We start from the raw sequence: 17,950 nt of genomic DNA, 5'->3' as shown, positions 1-17,950 counted from the left end.
CGGCGGGATACGCCTACCATGGCGTGACAGCCATCCGCGGAACGGACGCGGAGGCCTGCGAGGGGGGATGTGTCCATGGCGCGATTCGTACGGTGGGCGGCGCTGGGTGCAGCGGCGGCACTCCTGGTGTCGGGCTGCGACTCGACCGGTGACGGCCGGTCCGGGGACGGCGGGGAGCGGTCCTCGGGCGCGTCACCGGCGTCGCAGAAGCTCGACTGGGGCCGCTGCGAGGCCACCGCGGACGCTCCCGCCCCCGGCAGCGAGTGGCAGTGCGCGACGCTCCGGGCGCCGCTGGACTGGTCGAAGTCCGACGGCGAGACGATCGGGATAGCGCTGATCCGCGCCAAGGCGACCGGTGACGACCGCATCGGCTCCCTGCTGTTCAACTTCGGCGGTCCCGGCGGCTCGGGTGTGTCGATGATGCCGTCGTACGCCTCCGCCGTCTCGTCGCTGCGCGAGCGGTACGACCTGGTCAGCTTCGACCCGCGCGGGGTGGCGGCCAGTGAGGGCGTGCGCTGCCGCGACGACAAGGAGATCCAGGCCGCCGAGGCGAAGGTGGACGCCACCCCGGACACCCCGGCCGAGGAGAAGGCCTACCTCGAGGACGCGGCGGACTTCGGCCGCGGCTGCCGGCAGGCCGCCGGCAAGCTGCTCAAGCACGTGTCCACCACCGACACGGCCCGCGACATGGACCTGATGCGCCAGGCCCTCGGCGACGACAAGCTGCACTACTTCGGCATCTCCTACGGCACCGAACTGGGCGGCGTCTACGCCCACCTGTTCCCGAAGAACGTCGGCCGGATGGTGCTGGACGCGGTCGTCGACCCGAGCGCCGACACGATCGGGCACGCCAAGAACCAGACCCTCGGCTTCCAGCGCGCGCTCGACGACTACCTGAGGTCGACGGGCCGGGACCCCGAGCAGGGCACGCGTGAGATCGCGGACCTGCTGAGGCGCATCGACGCCGAGCCGCTGCCCACCTCCACCCCCGGCCGCGAACTCACCCAGACCCTCGCCCTGACCGGCATCGTGCTCCCGCTGTACGGCAAGGACAGCTGGCCCACACTGACCAGCGCCCTCAAGGCCGCCGAGGAGGGCGACGGCGCGGAGCTGCTGGCCCTCGCCGACGGCTACAACGAACGCGACGCGTCCGGCCGCTACGGCACGACGACCCACTCACAGCGGGTCATATCGTGCCTCGACGACCGGCAGCGGCCCACCGCCGCACAGACCAAGGCGCTGCTGCCCGAGTTCGAGAAGATCTCCCCCGTGTTCGGCGCCTTCCTGGGCTGGGACACCGCGGGCTGGTGCCACGACTGGCCGGTGCCCGGCCTGCACGACACCCCGGACGTGCGTGCCCCCGGCGCGGCCCCCATCCTCACGGTCGGCAACACCGGCGACCCGGCGACCCCGGTCGAGGGTGCCCGCCGGATGGCCGACGAACTGGGCAAGGGCGTAGGCGTGGTCCTCACCTGGAACGGCGACGGCCACGGCGCCTACGGCAGCGGCAGCTCCTGCGTCGACTCGACGGTGAACGCCTACCTGCTGGACGGCACGGTCCCGAAGGACGGCAAGGTCTGCGACTGACATCAGACGGGGATGCACTCGGGCCACTGTGGCGGGACGTTGCTCGCGGGGCGGAGGCCCGAGTCTCCGGGACAGCCGTCCAGGGTGCCGCGGATCGCGAAGAACCACCATGCCAACCATGCCGTCGCCACCAGCACCAGCAGCCCCGAGGAGGGCTTCGGTCACCACCACCGGCAGCAGAAAGGTGAGCTCGAAGCGCCCGCCGGCGTCGTCACCCGCACCGCAGTACGCGCGCGCCCAGACGGTCAGCGACCCGATGACACAGCCCACAGCGACCCCGAACGACGCGGAGGCGACGCAGGGCAGACAACTCGGCGATCGCGGCTCGGCTATGTCCACGACACAGCACGACACCGAACACCGCACACGCGGTTACGCGGACTGGTGCGCGTTTTGCCGCGGGCGGAAACGGCGGAAGCCCACGGCCCCCGAACTGGTCGGAGCGGCCGTGGGCTCCCGTGACTCGCCGGCGCCGGTGATAAGGGGATCAGTAGACCGGCTTGTGCGGTTCGATCTGGTTGACCCAGCCGATGACTCCGCCGCCGACGTGGACGGCGTCCGCGAAGCCGGCGGACTTGAGGACAGCGAGGACTTCCGCACTGCGGACACCCGTCTTGCAGTGCAAGACGATCTTCTTGTCCTGGGGCAGGGTCTCCAGGGCGGTGCCCATGAGGAACTCGTTCTTCGGGATCAGGCGGGCGCCGGGGATCGAGACGATCTCGTACTCGTTGACCTCGCGGACGTCGATGATCTCGATGTTCTCGCCGTCGTCGATCCACTCCTTGAGCTGCTTGGGAGTGATCGTCGAGTCGGCGGCCGCCGCCTGGGCCTCCTCGGAGACGACGCCGCAGAAGGCCTCGTAGTCGATGAGCTCGGTGACGGTGGGGTTCTCGCCGCAGACCGCGCAGTCGGGGTCCTTGCGGACCTTGACCTGGCGGTACTGCATCTCCAGGGCGTCGTAGATCATCAGCCGGCCGACCAGCGGCTCGCCGGTGCCGGTGAGGACCTTGATCGCCTCGGTGACCTGGATGGAGCCGATGGACGCGCACAGCACGCCCAGCACGCCGCCCTCGGCACAGGAGGGGACCATGCCGGGGGGCGGGGGCTCCGGGTAGAGGCAGCGGTAGCAGGGACCGTGCTCGGACCAGAAGACGGAGGCCTGGCCGTCGAAGCGGTAGATCGAGCCCCAGACGTACGGCTTGTTCAGCAGCACGCAGGCGTCGTTGACCAGGTAGCGGGTCGCGAAGTTGTCCGTGCCGTCGACGATCAGGTCGTACTGGCTGAAGATGTCCATCACGTTGTCGGCCTCGAGCCGCTCCTCGTGAAGGACCACGTTCACGTACGGGTTGATCCCCAGGACGCTGTCGCGCGCGGACTCGGCCTTGGAGCGGCCGATGTCGGCCTGGCTGTGGATGATCTGGCGCTGCAGGTTCGACTCGTCGACCTCGTCGAACTCCACGATGCCGAGCGTGCCCACGCCCGCCGCGGCCAGGTACATCAGGGCCGGCGAGCCCAGGCCGCCGGCGCCCACACAGAGCACCTTCGCGTTCTTCAGCCGCTTCTGCCCGTCCATCCCCACGTCGGGGATGATCAGGTGGCGGGAGTACCTGCGGACCTCGTCTACGGTGAGCTCGGCAGCCGGCTCGACCAGGGGTGGCAGCGACACGGGGACTCCGTTGGTCGGTCAATCAGTACGGTTGTTCACCCGTAACACTGCCACGGCCTTTTTCATTCCGAGACACCTGTTCCGACACGCGAGACGATGTCGTCCCAGTAGCCGGGCAGGGCCTCCCAGGGGTCGGTGCGGCCGCCCGCGCCCGTGCGGTCGGTGAACCAGATCGTCGCCGCTCCCTGCCAGCGGGCCACGCGCAGCGCCTCGTCCAGGTGACCTCGGGGAACGCCGTGCACCAAGTGACAGAACCGTTCGGGCGGATGGTCGGCGGTCCACTCCGCCGCCTGCGACCAGCGGTAGTCGCTCCAGGGGCCGTTGAAGGTGACCAGCTGGTCCGCGGTGTCGGCGTAGCCGGGGTACGGGTGGGTGCCGTGGCCCAGCACGATGTGGGCACCGTCACGCAGCGCGCGGAGCGTGGTGGCGATACGGCGTGTCTCGGACAGCGAGACGCGGTCGGACGGACAGCGGTCCAGCAGGAAGCCGTCGACCCGGTACCAGTCGAGGTAGCGGTGCGCGTCGGAGATCACGTCCCCGAACCGGCGGGCGCCGTAGGTCAGGTCCAGGTGGGCGAGGACGCGGACGCCCGCCGCGCGCAGGCGGACGGCCGCCTGGAGGCAGTGCGGGTCGGGGCGGGTGCCCGGTCCCTGAGCGACGTTGAGCACCGCCCAGTGCACGGGCGTACCCGGGCGGGTCAGCTCGCCCCACTCGGCCGGGGCGAGCAGCGGGTGGGCGTAGCCGGGGGCGCCGAGGCCGGTGCGGACGCCGGTGCCCGCGGCGGGGACCGGCCGGCTGGTCAGATGCGGCATGCCGCCTCCATCCAGATGTCGGCCAGGGACTCCTCGAGGTTGATGCGGGGCCGCCAGCCGAGCCGGTCGCGGGCGGTGCGGACGTCCGCCTGCTGCCAGCTGCCGCAGCCGTCCGGGTAGGGGTAGGCGACCGGGGCGGTGTGCTGCGGGTGGTCGGCGTCGCCGCGGTGGTGGCCCAGGGCTTCGCCCCGGTGGTGGGCGAGGACCTCGCCGCGGTGGTGGCCGAGGACTTCGGGGCGCGGGTGCCCGATGGACGGGCGGTGCGGGCCGGGCGGGCCGTCCAGTTCGTGCAGGGCGCCGCCGTAGCCGGCCACGCGCGCGAGCGTCGCGGCCGCGTCGCGCAGCCGTACGGCACGGCCGGAGCCGATGTTGATGATGCCCTGCGCGGCGGAGAGCGAGGCGGCGTGCACCGCGCGGGCGACGTCCCGTACGTCGACGAAGTCCCGCTGGACGCCCAGGCCGCCGAGTTTGAGTTCGCCGTCGCCGGTCTGCATGGCCCGGCGCATGGCCTCGGCGAGGCGGCCGAGCGGCGATCCGGCGGGGGTGCCGGGCCCGGCGGGCGAGAAGACGCGCAGGACGACCGCATCCAGGCCGGAGCCGAGGACCAGCTCGGTGGCGGCGAGCTTGCTGACGCCGTACGGACCGCCGGGGCGCGGAACGGCGTCCTCCGCGGTGGACGAGCCGGGCTGGCTGGGGCCGTACTCGGCGGAACAGCCGATCTGCACCAGGCGGGCCCCGCAGCCGCTGCGCCGCAGCGCCTCGCACACGGTGGCGACGGCGACGGTGTTGTGCCGGGTGAGTTCCCGCGCTCCGCCCCGGGTGGCTCCCGCGCAGTTGATCACGACGCCGGGGTGGACCGCGTCGAGGAAGCGGGTGAGCGCGCCGGGGCTGCCGGACGCGAGGTCGAAGCGGACGTCGGCGTCGTCGCCGCGGCCGAGGGCGGTGAGCTGCACGGCCGGGTCGGCGAGCAGGCGGTCGGCGACGAAGCGGCCGATGTAGCCGTTGGCTCCGATCAGCAGGACCCTCATCGGGCGCCTCCCCGGGTGAGCGCGGCGGAGGTGAGGGTTCCGGCTGCCACCGGCGGCCTCGGGGCGCCGCCGGGTCCGCCGTTCGCTACGGCGACTCCGCCGCCGGCTGTGACGGCTCCACCGGTCACGGTGACTTCGCGAGTCACGGCGGCTCCGCCGGTCACGGTGACTCCGCCGATCACGGCAGGTCCGCCGGCTGCGGCAGGTCCGCCGGTTGTGGCGGCTCCGCCGGCTACGGCAGGTCCGCTCGCTCCTGAGGGAACGCCGAACGCGCCGGTGGCTCCGGGCGCTCCGGGGTGTCCGGGTCGGGAGGTGGTCATCTGGTGTTCTCCTTCGAGGGGGTGGTGCGGCTGCCTGTGGCGGCCTGGCCGGGCGCCGGGGCGGCGGATGGATGGTTCGGGGCGGCGGCACGGCCGCGTGGCCGGTGCGGCGCCGGATGCGGGACGGCCGAGGCGTTCCGACGCCGGGGAAGCGGCGGAGGCGGCGGAGCCGGCGGCCATGGCGTCGACGGCGGTCAGCATCGGTCGTCCCGTACGACCAAAGCCGGCGCCTGCGCCACGGCGTGCGCCGAGGCGCGGGTGAGCCTGCGGCCCGCGTGGATCAGCAAGGTCAGGGCACCGGCGCCGCAGACGAGGACCGGGACACTGCCCGCGCCCCAGCCGTCCAGGAGGCCGCGCACGGGCAGCGCGAGCAATCCGCAGCCCGGCAGGCGGGCGGCGAACAGCGCGGCGACGGCCAGCGCCTCGGCCGCCGCCGCGACGCCCAGGACCAGCGCCGGAGCGTGGCGGAAGCCGTGCGCGACGAGGAGGCGGGCGAGCAGCAGCAGGGCGCCCAGGGTGAGGGTCCGGGCGTGGTCGGCGGGCTCCTGCAGGACGGCGGCCGTGAGGGCGTGGAGCATGGCCAGGGCCGCCAGGTACAGGGCGGACGCGCCGAGCAGCAGCGGCCGTACGGCGCCGGCGAACTCCTCCAGGCCACGGCTGGCCGTGAGTCTGCGGCGCGCGCCGGCCGTCAGCAGGTGCGCGCTCCAGGCGGCGGGGGCGCAGGAGAGGGCGAGGGCCGACAGGACGGCCGTGTCGACCGGCCAGGAGGAGTGCGGGGTGCCGGTGGGCAGGGTGTCGGGGCCACCGGTGGCGACGGCGGTCAGCAGGCCGTCGCCCAAGACGGCGTAGGCGAGGAGCCAGCAGGTCCACACGCGCAGGCCGGTGGCGGGGGGTGGGGACTTCGGGCGGGTACGGTGCGCGCTCAGCGGTCCCCGGGTCAGGGCGGCGCGTACGGCGAGCGCGAGGGTCACCACGCCCACGGCGGCCACGACGAGGCGCACCTGCCCGTCGGTGAGGCGCAGCCCGGCGAGGGTCGCGACGCCCGCGGCACCGGGCAGCAGGCTGCGGACGATCCACTCCGCGCGCACCCGTGGCGGGTCGGCCGCGACCGGGCGCGTCGGCGCGTCGGCGGCGCGCGGGACGCGCGCGAACATCTCCTCGGCGAGGGAGAACACGTCCCGGTGGCGAAACCGGGCGGCGGTACGGTCGGTGATGCCGTGCGCTTCCAGACCGGCCGCGATCTCCAGCGGGTCCACGGCCCGCGCGCAGAGCTCCCGGTGACGGTGCATCAGGGCCTTGACGGGGTCGGCGGGCCCTCGGCGGGGAGGTACGGCGGACTCACGGCCACCTGCGCGGCCCGGACGGCCGTCCGCGGCCACACCCCCGGAGGCGGCGGAACCGGAAGCGGCGCCTGGGCGCGGACCGGCGGGCGCGTCACCGGCGCCCTCCACCGGCTCGTCCGCCGCCACGCCGCCTACCGCCAGCCACTGCTCCGAGCGGGCGTCCCACGCTCCGGGGCTGTCGGGCGTCCCGGGCCGGTCCAGGTCGACGTCCCTCATCGGCCCACCTCCACGCCAGACACGACCGCCCCACCCGCGCCCGACGACGCCTGCGACACCGCAGACACAGCAGATACAGCAGACACAGCAGACATCGCGGATCCGGCCGACACCGCAGGTCCGGCGGATAAGGCCGCCCCCGCGCCCCGCGCCGGCTCCCACTCCCCCGCCCACCGGGGCCCACGCGCCCCCACACCGCGCGCCCTCGCGCCCTGCGCCCCCACGCCCCGCGCCTCTGCCCTGGAACCCGCCCCCGCCTCGACTCCGGCTCCCGACCCAGCCCCCAGCCCGGCTCCGGCTCCGGCTCCGACCTCAGCCCTCGCTCCCGCTTCCCGCGCCACCACCCCGGTCGTCCACCTCCCCGCCACCCGCGCCTCCGCGGGCACGGCGAACGGCAGCGGCTCCCCGTTGTCGTCGACGACGATCCGGCGGACCGGGCACTGCGCGACGATCTCCAGGTAGATGCCGTGGAAGGCGGCGATGTTCTGCTCGACGGTGAAGAGTTCGAGCGCCCGGGCGCGCGCCGCGGCCCCGAGGCGCGCACGGCGCTCGGGATCGCGCAGCAGCGCCACGCACGCCTCCGCGAGCGCCCTGGGGTTGCGCGGCGGCACCACGAGCCCCGTGCCGCCGATGACTTCCACCACCGCGCCGACGTCGGTGGAGACGGTCGCGCGGGCGCAGAACATGGCCTCCACGAGGCCGACCGGGAAGCCCTCGACGACGCTGGACAGCACGACCACCGCGCCGGAGGCGTACGCCTCGGCGCGCGTCGGGACCTCCGGGTCACCGATCTCCTCGAAGGAGACGGGGTTGTCGCCGACGGCGTGCGGCCCGTCGGCCTCGTCGGGGAAGAGCTGCGCGGCGAGCGCCCGGCAGTGGGCGAGATAGGCGGCGCCCTCGGTTCCGGCGGGCGCGCCGATGATCCTCAGCCGGGTCTTCGGCTCCTCCCTGCGCGCCTCGGCGAAGGCGTGCAGCAGCGAGACGAGGTCCTTGGCCGGTTCTATCCGGCCCACCCAGACCAGCGTGCCGGGGCCGGCGGCCTCCGGCGCCTCGCCCACCTCCGCGAAGGGGGCGGCGTCCATGCCGGGGTAGACGGTGCGCAGCTTGGCCCGGTCGGCGCCGCAGCGTTCCTGCCAGCGGCGGGCGTGCGCGTTGCCGGGTGTGATGCGTTCGGCCCGCCGGTAGATCTCGGCGGCGAGCCGGCCGTGGAAGGCGGCGGCCAGGGCCCGTACGGCCGGGGTGTGGTGGCCGGCGTCCAGGTAGTGGCTCCGCAGCCGCACGCCGTACTCGGTCACGAGCAGCGGTACGCCGTGGAAGTGCCGGGCGAGGAGTCCGCAGAGGGCGGCGGCACCGCCGGAGGCGGCGTGGCAGAGGTCGACCGAGCCGAGCCCGTCGTCCTCGTACCAGTCGAGCGAGAGGGGGCGCAGGGCGCGTTCGAGGTGTGCGGCGACGGCGAGCAGATCCGGTACGCGCGCCGCACGCGCCGTGCGGGGCGCGCCGGGCGCGCGACAGGCGCGCTCCAGCGCGCGGACGGCGGTCTCGGAGCGGAGCGCGCGGGCCAGTCCGCCCTCCTCGCGGGCCAGCTCGGCGAGCCCGTACAGAGCGCTGGCGAAACGGTCCGCCTCAACGGCGCAGGCGTCCTGCGTCAGTACCACCGTCTCCGCGGAACCGGAGCACAGCGCGACGGCCAGCTCGCCGTACGCCTCCGAGAAGCGCCGGCGCGCGCGCCGCCCGTGAACGACGCCGTCGTCCTCCACCGTCCACAGCGGTGCCGTCCGGACCCGGGTGACCTGGGGCGGGAGCGGGACCCAGCCCTCGTCCTCCTGGCGTTCGCTGCCGCTGAGCGCGTAGACGTCGAACTCGTGCTGCCCGAGTCCGCGCACCAGCCGGTCGCACCAGATCCTGGCATCACCGCTCACATACGGATAGCCACCCTCGGTCAGCAGTCCGATGCGCACGAGTGCACCCCCGATCTCCCGTGTGGGGAGCCGCCGTCGGCCGGCGGCTCGCAGCGGGACGAACGTATGCGGACAAGCCGGTGGCGCGACGGACGGTTGTCCATCGCGCCACCAAAAGGGGTGAACGGTCGTGACTTTCCCGCGCGGACCGCGTTTGTCGCGCTAAGGCATCACACGCGTACGGAAGGTCACGCGTGCGTCAACTTCGTGGATACGGCCAGGGATTGGGCTCGCACCGGATCCCGTCGTGTTCCAGGAACTTGGTCTGCTGCTGCATGACCGGGGCGAGATCACCGTCCTTGTCGCAGGTCACGTGCGAGTAGCCGAGCCGGTGGCCGACCTCGTGGTTGATCAGCATCTGGCGGTAGGCGTGGATCTCGTCGCCGTACGTCGGCGAGCCCTGCGCCCAGCGGTAGGCGTTGATCATCACGCGTTCGGTGGCCGCGGAGTCGCACGAGACGTTGTCGATCGTCGTGTCGAGTCCCGATCTGGCGCACCAGTCGGCGGTCGTACCCGGGCTGGCGAGGGTGATCACGAAGTCGACCTCGCCGGAGTGGACACGTTCGAAGGTGCGGCCACCGTTGTGCGCCCAGCTGCGGTCGTCGTTGAGGGTCCGCTGCACGGCCTGCGCGAACAGCTCGCCGTCCAGCCCGAGCCCTTCCTCGACGTCCACCCGGTAGGTGTACTTCTCGCCCCTCCCCGGCGCCTTGTCGATGCCGGGGATCGCCTCGAACTTCCCGGAGCCCTCCAGCGACGGGCTCAGCGGGTACTTCCGGGCCATCCTCTGCTCGTACGTCAGCGGCACCGGGGTCGGTGTGCCGGACGGCGTCGGCCGGCCGTCGCCCCGCGAGGCGGAGTCGTGGTCCGCCCGCGCCCCGCCGGCTCCGGCCTGCGAGCGTACGGCGCCGCCCTCCTGCCCGTCGGCGACCTGCCCCGCGACCACCACGGCGAGCACGGTGGTCACCGCCGCTGCGGCGACTCCGGCGAACGCCCGCCCCTTGCCGCCCCGCCCGCGCGCGGACGCGTCGGTGGGCGGGGTGCCGCCGGTGCCGTCCCGGCGGGCGGTGGAGGCGTACGGCTCCGCGCCGTCCGTGCGTTCCGCCGGCTCGGCCGGGCCCGCCGCGTGCGTACGGTGCGTACGGCGGGTGAAGACGTCGTCGGCCGCCTCGTCCGCGGCGAAGGCGTCGAGGTAGTCCTGCCGCGGCCTGCCACCGGTGGCACCCGGCGCGCTTCCCGCCGCCCCGGCCCGACTCGCCCGACGCGCCTTGCCCGCCTGGCCCGCCTGGCCCGTGCTCGGCCGCTGTGGCGGTATCCCGGCATCGTGCGCCCCCGGACCTGCCGTCTCACCCCAGCCTCCGCCGGCTTCCCGCTGCTCGGGGTGCCCGCCGCGCACATGGGGGACCCCGCGCGCGGGGGTGCCACCGGAGCGACGGGGCGTGCCGTGCGCGGGGGTGCCGTCCGGGAAGCGGGGCACACCCTGCGCCGGCGTCCCGTCAGGAAGGCGGGGCACACCCTGCGCCGGCGTCCCGTCAGCGAAACGAGGGACACCGCGCGGAGGCGTCCCTTCAGCGAAGCGGGGCACACCGCGCGGAGGCGTCCCTTCAGCGAAGCGGGGCACACCGCGCGGAGGCGTCCCCTCAGCGAGCCTCGGGACTCCGCGCGCCGGCGTCCCGTCAGGAAACCTGGGGACACCGCGTGCCGGCGTCCCGTCGGGCAGCCTCGGTACGCCATGAGCCGGCGTGCCCTCGACAAAGCGCGGCACGCCCTGTCCGGGCGTGCCGGCGGAGAATCCGGGTACGCCACGAGGCGGCGTCCCGTCGGGAAAACCGGGCCTCACCGCCCTCGCTCTCCCCGCGGCTCCCGCAGCCCCAGGTGCCCCCGGCGCTCCGGATGCCCCGGCAAGCGGCGCCTCCCCGGCAACCCCCGACCCCTCCGCGGATCCGGACAGCCCCGAGTGGCCCGAGTAACCCGCCTGCCCCCCGCGTCCCGCGGGTCCCGAATCCCCCGCAGGCCCCGCAGGTCCCGCTTCCCCCGCAGGCGCGGCCTCGGCCGCCGTCCCCGCGGCTCTCCGTCGTCCCGTCCCCCTGGCGCTGGCGCCGGTGGTTCCGGTGGTCCCGTCCTTGGGGGCCGGCCCCCGGCGGCTGTGGCGTCCCACGTGGCGTCTCAGCTCCCCGCGTTCGCGGACTCGGTGGTGTCACGGGCGGCCTGTTCGGCCAGCAGGTCGCGCACCGCGCCGGCGACCGTCTCCGGATACTCCATCATCGCCACGTGTCCGGCGTCCGGCAGGGTGACGAGGCGGGAGTCGCGGAACGCGCGGGCCGCCTTCTGGGCCATGCGGAAGCCGACGAGCTGGTCGCGCCCGCCGTAGACGAGGAGGGTCGGCGCGAGCACCCGTTCGGCCTGGCGCCACAGGCCGTGCTGCCCGCCGAGGGTGTAGGCGTTGACGATGCCCCGCGCGGAGCGCGCCATCGCGTCCCAGAAGTACGGCAGCCGCAGCCGCCGCTCCATCTCCTCGACCGCGTTGCGGAAGCCCTCCGGCGTCACCCGCGTGGGATCGCCGTAGCAGAGCGCGGTGACGCCGCGCACGCGCTGCTCGGCCGTCCACCCCCGGGTGTACCGGGTGAACAGCGCGGCCACTCCCGGCACCGCCAGCAGCGCCGTGGGGACGGCGCTGCGCTGGACCCGCAGCTCGGGCAGCGCGGGCGAGACGAGGGTCAGGGTCCGGACGAGGTCGGGCCGTACCGCGGCGACGCGGGTGGCGATCGCGCCGCCGAGGGAGTTGCCGAAGAGGTGGACGGGCCCGCGGCCGGCGGAGTCCAGATAGCGGATGACCGCGCGGGCGTGCCCGGTGACCGAGTAGTCGCCGTCGTCCGGTGGCGGCGAGTCGCCGAAGCCCGGCAGGTCGACGGCCTCGCTGTCGACGACGTCGTCCAGCAGGGGCATGAGCGCCGACCAGTTCAGCGAGGAACCGCCGAGGCCGTGGACGTAGAGCGCGGGCGGCAGTCCCTCGCGCGCGGGCGGCCGGGAGCGGACCGAGAGGGTGATCCCCGGCAGCCGGACCGACCTGAGCCGTTCGCCCTCCGCGACCCGGACGGGCGCCACCTTCGGGAGCACGTTGGCGGGCGGCACGAAGGCGGGCTCGGTCGAAGACATGCGGCAATGTTACGAGGTGATCACGTGGTGGTTCATGTGTTCGCCGTCACAGGGTGCAGAGTCGTTTCAGCACCGCCTCGGGACACCCGGTTTCACCGAGATCCGGCGAACGGGGACAGATGAATGACGCGCGGTGTGACGATACGGACGCGGATCGCATAGCGTCCTGATCGAGTGTCTCCTAGGCTCTTACAGAGGGCACCCGCGTGTGGCCCCTGCTTTCCCAGGGACGTTCGTAGGAAGGGAGCCCATCATGGCCGTAGACCCCACCGACCCCGAGACCTTCGACAACGGCGAGGCGGAGGAAGCCCCGCAGTTCGGCGTCGAGGCCCCCGAGGTCGACGCGGCGGAGCAGCACGCGGAAGTGAAGCCGGACCGCGACGACCCGCTGACCGGGGTGATCCCCGACCGGGCGAACGAGGCGGATCTCGTCGAGCAGGCCCGCGTGGTCTCCCTCGACGAGGACGACTACCGGTGAACCGCGCGGCCGCGCGGCACCGCTGACCAGGAACGGAGCCGATTTTTGCCCGCTCCGCACCTGTTTGAAACCTCTTGTGCCGTTATCGCCACCGTCCGGTACGTGAAATTCTGCGGGCGCACCGCGCGCGTCACGGTTACCGAAAAGTACGATGGCGGCGCGGCGCACACCGCATGTGGACGACTTTGGGAGGCGGCGTGACAGCCATCGAGCAGACAGAGGCGGCACGCCCGCGGGGTACGCGCCTGCCGCGCCGTGCCCGACGGAACCAGCTGCTGGGCGCCGCCCAGGAAGTCTTCGTGGCGCAGGGGTACCACGCGGCCGCGATGGACGACATCGCCGAACGCGCCGGCGTCAGCAAGCCGGTGCTCTACCAGCACTTCCCGGGCAAGCTCGACCTCTATCTCGCACTGCTGGACCAGCACTGCGAGTCCCTGATCCAGGCCGTGCGCAACGCTCTGGCGTCGACCACCGACAACAAGCAGCGCGTACGGGCGACGATGGACGCGTACTTCGCGTACGTCGAGGACGACGGCGGTGCCTTCCGCCTGGTCTTCGAGTCGGACCTGACCAACGAGCCCGCCGTGCGCGAGCGCGTCGACAAGGTCACCAACGACTGCGCGGAGGCCATCTGCGACGTCATCGCCGAGGACACCGGGCTCTCCCGCGCGGAGTCGATGCTGCTCGCCTCCGGCCTGGGCGGCCTCGCCCAGGTGGTGGCCCGGTCGTGGCTGCACAGCGACCGCAGCGTGCCGCGTGACCAGGCGGTGCAGCTGCTGGCGTCACTCGCCTGGCGGGGCATCGCCGGCTTCCCGCTGCACCACAGCGAACAGCACCACGGCGAGCAGCCGCACCACTGACGCCACGGGTGGGGCACGTTTGTTCCCGTCCGCTGTTCGCTCCTGGCGTTCTCGCGCGGAGCGTGCGCGTCCCCTCACCGGGCTAATGTGTGCTGGGTACGGCGCGGACGCCCGCGCAACACTGACCGTTCGGAGGGACATAGCCGTGGAGGTCAAGATCGGCGTGCAGCACGCGCCCCGCGAGATCGTTCTGGAGAGCGGTCAGAGTGCCGAGGAGGTCGAGCGCGTGGTGGCCGAGGCATTGGCCGGCAAGTCGCAGCTGCTGAGCCTCGTGGACGAGCACGGCCGCAAGGTCCTGGTCCCGGCCGACCGCCTCGCGTACGTGGAGCTGGGCGAGCCGGCGCCGCGCAAGGTCGGCTTCGGCGCGTTGTAAGGCGCGAAGCCGGCTTCCGCGCGCCGCAGGCGAGGGCGGACGCGGCAGACCGCGACAGACAACGGCGAGGGCCCGTCGGGTGCACACCCGGCGGGCCCTCGCCGTGCGCCCGCGCCTTCGCGGGAAGCACACATACCCTCCACAGAGTGGATTGGATTCCGCAGGTCAGGGGTAAGACCGGCTGTGACCGTTAGGGCAGGACGGCCACGTGGGAGGACCCCTACATGCTCTTGGAAGCCTTCAGCTCCGCGATCCTCGGCCTGGTCCTGGCGTGGGCGTACGTCCACCGGCTGCCGCACCGACTGCCGGCCCGCCCCCTGGTGCTGTCGACCGGTGCGGCCGGGGGCCTCTTCGGCGCGTTCCTCGCGCGCGGCGCCCTCGACGCCGGTGGTTTCCTGCTCACCCTGATCGGCGCGGCCGTGGTCGCCGTCGCCTCCCTGTCGCTGCTGCTGCGCCCCGCGGGAAGACTCCGCCGTCACTCGGCGACGGCCTGAGCCGCCGCCGCGCGGCCCCGCGCCCGCGCGCGGGACACCGACGGCGCGACGGACGGCGACGGCGCGACGGAGATCCCGGCTAGCGGAACCGGCCGGAGGGAATGGCTGGCGGAACGGCCGGCGAAGGAAGGGGCGCGGGGAACACGCCCGCGCCCGGGCGCCGGTTCAGGCCGCCAGCCCCAGCGCGGCCATCCGCTTGGTGTGCGCCTCGGTGATCCGCGAGAACATCCGCCCGACCTCGGCGAGGTCGAACCCGTCCGCGACACCCCCCACGAGCATCGTCGACAGCGCGTCGCGCTCCGCGACCACCCGCTGCGACTGCGACAGCGCCTCCCCCATCAGCCGCCGCGCCCACAGCGCGAGCCGCCCGCCCACGCGCGGGTCGGCGTCGATCGCCGCGCGCACCTTCTCCACGGCGAAGTCCGCGTGACCGGTGTCGTCGAGCACGGCGAGCACCAGCTCACGGGTGTCGGAGTCCAGCCGGGCCGCGACCTCGCGGTAGAAGTCGCTGGCGATGGAGTCGCCGACGTAGGCCTTGACGAGACCTTCCAGCCAGTCCGAGGGCGCCGTCTGCTTGTGGAAGCCGTCCAGCGCGGCGACGAACGGCTCCATGGCCGCGGTCGGCTCCGCGCCGATCTCCGTGAGCCGGGCGCGCAGCCGCTCGAAGTGGTGGAACTCGGCCGACGCCATCTTCGCCAGCTCCGCCTTGTCCTCCAGGGTCGGCGCCAGCTTGGCGTCCTCCGCGAGCCGTTCGAACGCGGCGAGCTCCCCGTACGCGAGCGCGCCCAGCAGGTCTACGACCGCGGCCCGGTACTGCGGGTCGGCGGCGGCCGTCGCCCAGTCCTGGGCGGCGACGCCGGTGTGAGCGGCGGCTTCGGGGGTGTCGGCGGCGTGCGCAGGCTTGTCAGAGCTCGTCATGAAGCGCACAATAGCCCGCCCACCGCGTCGGGGAAGTCCCTGGTCATTCAGTGTGACAACGACGACCCGCGGGGCCACCTGGCTGACCGCGTGATTCGGTGTGACGACGACTACGTGACCGAATCGGCCATCGCATGTGCGCGAATCCGGGGTATGGTGGTAATGCGCCTGCTGGTACGTCGGCTGATTCCGATGTGCCTCGACAGGCCGCACGTATGAGGATGCCCGGTCGGTGGCCCGATCGGCTCCGACCCGACAGCTCTCCCTGACCGTACGGCACTACGCGTACGACGATCGGAGGGAACCCTCAGCGGTACGAGCGCTAGAGCGTCGGCGCGGTCCCGTGCCCCACGGCCCGCCCGTAAAGGCAGCCGACGTCCCCGGCACGGTCTGACACGACCCCCCGCGCTCGCCTCGCACCGCCCACACAGAAGAGGCAGCACCCTGACTACGACGTTCCGAGAGCTCGGGATCCTTCCCGAGACCGCCGAGGCCCTGGAGGCCGTCGGCATCGTCACCCCGTTCCCCATCCAGGAGATGACCCTCCCCGTCGCCCTCGCCGGCACGGACGTCATCGGCCAGGCCAAGACCGGCACCGGCAAGACGCTGGGCTTCGGCCTCCCGCTCCTCGAGCGCGTCACCGTCCCCGCCGACGTGGAGGCCGGGCGCGCCCGGCCCGAGGACCTGACCGACGCCCCGCAGGCGCTCGTCGTGGTCCCCACCCGCGAGCTGTGCACCCAGGTCACCAACGACCTGCTGACCGCGGGCAAGGTCCGTAACGTACGCGTCCTCGCGATCTACGGCGGCCGGGCCTACGAGCCGCAGGTGGAAGCCCTGAAGAAGGGCGTCGACGTGGTCGTCGGCACCCCGGGCCGGCTGCTCGACCTCGCGGGCCAGAAGAAGCTGAACCTGAACCACATCAGGTCGCTCGTCCTCGACGAGGCCGACGAGATGCTCGACCTGGGCTTCCTGCCCGACGTCGAGAAGATCATCAACATGCTCCCGGCCAGGCGCCAGACCATGCTGTTCTCGGCGACCATGCCGGGCGCGGTCATCGGCCTGGCCCGCCGGTACATGAACCGGCCCACCCACATCCGCGCCACGGCCCCGGACGACGAGGGCGCGACGGTCGCGAACATCAAGCAGTTCGTCTACCGCGGGCACTCCATGGACAAGCCGGAGATGATCGCCCGCATCCTGCAGGCCGAGGGCCGCGGACTGGCGATGATCTTCTGCCGTACCAAGCGCACCGCCGCCGACATCGCCGAGCAGCTCCAGCGCCGCGGCTTCGCGGCCGGCGCGGTCCACGGCGACCTCGGCCAGGGCGCCCGCGAGCAGGCGCTGCGCGCCTTCCGCAACGGCAAGGTCGACGTCCTCGTCTGCACCGACGTCGCCGCCCGCGGCATCGACGTCGAGGGCGTCACCCACGTCATCAACTACCAGTCCCCGGAGGACGAGAAGACGTACCTGCACCGCGTGGGCCGCACCGGCCGCGCGGGCGCCAAGGGTACGGCGATCACGTTCGTCGACTGGGACGACATCCCGCGCTGGCAGCTGATCAACAAGGCGCTGGACCTGGACTTCCACGACCCCGTGGAGACCTACTCCACGTCCCCGCACCTGTTCGAGGACCTCGGCATCCCGCCGGGCACCAAGGGCGTCCTGCCGCGCGCCGAGCGCACCCGCGCCGGACTCGACGCGGAGGAGCTGGAGGACCTGGGCGAGCCGGGCGGCCGTGGCCGCGGACGCACCGCCCGAGGCGGTCGCCGTGACGGCCGCGACGGCCGCGATGGCCGCGACGAGTCCCGTCCGGCCGAGCGGGAGCGTTCGGAGCGCGGTGAGCGCACGCCGCGCCGCCGTCGTCGTACGCGCGGCGGAGCCCCCCTCGACGCCGCGGCCCCGGCGCCGTCCGCCGGCACCACCGCGGAGGCCACGGAGACGGCCGGCTCCGCCGAGGCCGTCACCGCGCCGCGCACGCCGCGCCGCCGTCGCCGTACCCGCGGCGGCGCCCCGGCCGGACAGGCCGCCACGACCGAGGCGACGGCTCCCGCCGCCGAGGCCGCGGTGACCACCGCAGAGGGCCCGAGCACCGCCGTCGACGCCTCCGAGGCGCCGGCCAAGCCGCGCCGCCGCCGCACCCGCCGGTCCGCCGAGTCGGCGGCGCCGGTCGAGACCGCCGCCCCGGCCGTCGAGACCGCGGCGCCCGTCGAGCCGGTGGCCGCGGTGACCGAGCCGGAGCAGCGGGATACCCCCGCTCAGGCGACGGTCGACACCGCCGAGGCCACGGAGGCCAAGCCGAGGACCCGCACCCGCACCCGCAAGACCGCTGCGGCGGCCGAGACGGCGACCGACACCGCCGAGGCGACCGAGGTCACCGAGGCCAAGCCGAGGACCCGCCGTACGCGGAAGGCCGCCGAGCCCGCCACGGCGGCGGAGGCCCCGGTCGCAGCGGAGGCTTCGGAAACCGAGGCCAAGCCGAAGCGCACCCGCAAGACGGCCGCCACGGCCGAGACGGCGGCCGACACCGCCGAGGGTGCCGAGGCCAAGCCGAGGACCCGCCGTACGCGGAAGGCCGCCGAGCCCGCCGCGACGACGGAGGCTGCGGAGGCCGAGGCGAAGCCGAAGCGCACCCGCAAGACCGCCGCCACGGCCGAGACGGCAGTGGAGACCGCCGAGGGCACCGAGGCCAAGCCGAAGACCCGCCGCACGCGCAAGGCCGCCGAGCCCACCGCAGCGGCTGCGAC

14 protein-coding genes are annotated in these 17,950 nt (G+C 73.8%); 6 read left to right on the top strand and 8 right to left on the bottom strand.

The window, feature by feature from the left end; translation table 11 throughout:
* The first annotated feature begins 75 nt into the window (after nucleotides 1-75).
* On the top strand, nucleotides 76-1,587 hold the full coding sequence (locus tag G7Z13_RS23365) for an alpha/beta hydrolase (RefSeq protein ID WP_166002193.1): 1,512 nt from the start codon (nucleotides 76-78) through the stop codon (nucleotides 1,585-1,587).
* 487 nt (nucleotides 1,588-2,074) lie between these two features.
* Here the strand turns inward: G7Z13_RS23365 and moeZ are convergent, their stop codons facing one another.
* From moeZ to G7Z13_RS23330, 7 genes are all read right to left on the bottom strand, one after another.
* Nucleotides 2,075-3,253: an adenylyltransferase/sulfurtransferase MoeZ gene (moeZ, locus tag G7Z13_RS23360; RefSeq protein ID WP_166002192.1), complete on the bottom strand. Its 1,179-nt coding sequence runs from the start codon at nucleotides 3,251-3,253 to the stop codon at nucleotides 2,075-2,077.
* A gap of 62 nt (nucleotides 3,254-3,315) precedes the next feature.
* Entirely contained in the window at nucleotides 3,316-4,065 is a 750-nt protein-coding gene (locus tag G7Z13_RS23355; protein ID WP_166002191.1) for a spherulation-specific family 4 protein, read from the bottom strand.
* Nucleotides 4,053-5,093: an NAD-dependent epimerase/dehydratase family protein gene (locus G7Z13_RS23350; RefSeq protein ID WP_166002190.1), complete on the bottom strand. Its 1,041-nt coding sequence runs from the start codon at nucleotides 5,091-5,093 to the stop codon at nucleotides 4,053-4,055. The genes G7Z13_RS23355 and G7Z13_RS23350 overlap by 13 nt, the downstream gene beginning before the upstream one ends.
* A 514-nt stretch (nucleotides 5,094-5,607) precedes the next feature.
* Nucleotides 5,608-6,972, bottom strand: coding sequence for a hypothetical protein (locus G7Z13_RS23345; protein WP_166002189.1), 1,365 nt, complete (start codon nucleotides 6,970-6,972; stop codon nucleotides 5,608-5,610).
* Nucleotides 6,969-8,930 (bottom strand): DUF3492 domain-containing protein, encoded by a 1,962-nt coding sequence (locus G7Z13_RS23340; protein WP_166002188.1) that lies wholly within the window; start codon nucleotides 8,928-8,930, stop codon nucleotides 6,969-6,971. Before G7Z13_RS23340 ends, G7Z13_RS23345 begins: the two co-directional genes overlap by 4 nt.
* Nucleotides 8,931-9,129: 199 nt before the next feature.
* A complete protein-coding gene (locus tag G7Z13_RS23335) occupies nucleotides 9,130-10,404 on the bottom strand; it encodes a DUF3152 domain-containing protein (protein WP_346767997.1) in 1,275 nt (424 codons plus the stop codon).
* Between the two features lie 689 nt (nucleotides 10,405-11,093).
* Nucleotides 11,094-12,083, bottom strand: a complete 990-nt coding sequence (locus G7Z13_RS23330) for an alpha/beta hydrolase (RefSeq protein ID WP_166002186.1) — start codon at nucleotides 12,081-12,083, stop codon at nucleotides 11,094-11,096.
* A gap of 253 nt (nucleotides 12,084-12,336) precedes the next feature.
* On the opposite strand from G7Z13_RS23330, the gene G7Z13_RS23325 reads away from it, so the two are divergent.
* The 4 genes from G7Z13_RS23325 (at nucleotide 12,337) to G7Z13_RS23310 (ending at nucleotide 14,288) form a co-directional block, all read left to right on the top strand.
* Nucleotides 12,337-12,561, top strand: a complete 225-nt coding sequence (locus tag G7Z13_RS23325; RefSeq protein WP_166002185.1) for a hypothetical protein — start codon at nucleotides 12,337-12,339, stop codon at nucleotides 12,559-12,561.
* A gap of 197 nt (nucleotides 12,562-12,758) precedes the next feature.
* Complete coding sequence (locus G7Z13_RS23320; protein ID WP_166002184.1) at nucleotides 12,759-13,421, top strand: TetR/AcrR family transcriptional regulator; 663 nt, start codon at nucleotides 12,759-12,761, stop codon at nucleotides 13,419-13,421.
* A gap of 145 nt (nucleotides 13,422-13,566) precedes the next feature.
* A complete protein-coding gene (locus tag G7Z13_RS23315) occupies nucleotides 13,567-13,794 on the top strand; it encodes a DUF3107 domain-containing protein (RefSeq protein ID WP_073940165.1) in 228 nt (75 codons plus the stop codon).
* A 224-nt stretch (nucleotides 13,795-14,018) separates the two neighbouring features.
* On the top strand, nucleotides 14,019-14,288 hold the full coding sequence (locus tag G7Z13_RS23310) for a hypothetical protein (RefSeq protein ID WP_166002183.1): 270 nt from the start codon (nucleotides 14,019-14,021) through the stop codon (nucleotides 14,286-14,288).
* Between the two features lie 165 nt (nucleotides 14,289-14,453).
* On the opposite strand, the gene G7Z13_RS23305 is transcribed toward G7Z13_RS23310, so the two are convergent.
* Nucleotides 14,454-15,215, bottom strand: a complete 762-nt coding sequence (locus G7Z13_RS23305; protein ID WP_166002182.1) for a ferritin-like fold-containing protein — start codon at nucleotides 15,213-15,215, stop codon at nucleotides 14,454-14,456.
* Between the two features lie 528 nt (nucleotides 15,216-15,743).
* Between G7Z13_RS23305 and G7Z13_RS23300 the strand changes: the two genes are divergently transcribed.
* The coding region (locus G7Z13_RS23300; protein WP_240926325.1) for a DEAD/DEAH box helicase at nucleotides 15,744-17,950 on the top strand (2,207 nt) is incomplete at its 3' end.

This window comes from Streptomyces sp. JB150, assembly GCF_011193355.1.
In the GTDB taxonomy this organism is placed as follows: Bacteria; Actinomycetota; Actinomycetes; order Streptomycetales; family Streptomycetaceae; genus Streptomyces.
This window is presented reverse-complemented; position numbering and strand designations above follow the sequence as displayed.